We start from the raw sequence: 456 nt of genomic DNA on the forward strand, positions 1-456 counted from the left end.
TGAGTCTTTCTTGAATCATATTTTCACTACATGCTTTGTATTAATAATCATTTGGTTATCATATTCATGGTAACTATCAATAGCAAAGCAAAAGTATTTGCGTATACAAGTAAAATTGATATTGGATTAGTTTTTACGTTGGCGACCTCGCTTAGCAACGGGCTTAGTAGTCAAAATCAAATTTGCCTGCTCTGGATCGTAAAGGCATTTACCGCGTGTACCTTTGTTGATCTCTGCACAGCGATCACGGACCGCATCAACACTAATTCCATACTGCTGAGCCAATTCAGAAGCGGATACCAATTTTGGGCTTACATCCTTGATCGATACGATCTTTGCACCGCCAACCTCAGAGCCTACAAATAGCTGAGGCGCTTCACCATGTACAGTGATTTGAAAAACTCCCATCAAGAAACCTCCCGCAAACTTTGCAAAACCTCAAAAGGCAACTTCACA

The 456-nt window shown here is 40.6% G+C and carries 1 protein-coding gene; it reads right to left on the reverse strand.

Annotated elements, in window-relative coordinates:
* Positions 1-126: 126 nt before the first annotated feature.
* Complete coding sequence (locus tag B2Y23_RS06385) at positions 127-408, reverse strand: hypothetical protein (RefSeq protein ID WP_261182938.1); 282 nt, start codon at positions 406-408, stop codon at positions 127-129.
* Between the last annotated feature and the right edge of the window lie 48 nt (positions 409-456).

The organism is Acinetobacter sp. UBA5934 (assembly GCF_002430855.1).
Lineage (GTDB): Bacteria > Pseudomonadota > Gammaproteobacteria > Pseudomonadales > Moraxellaceae > Acinetobacter.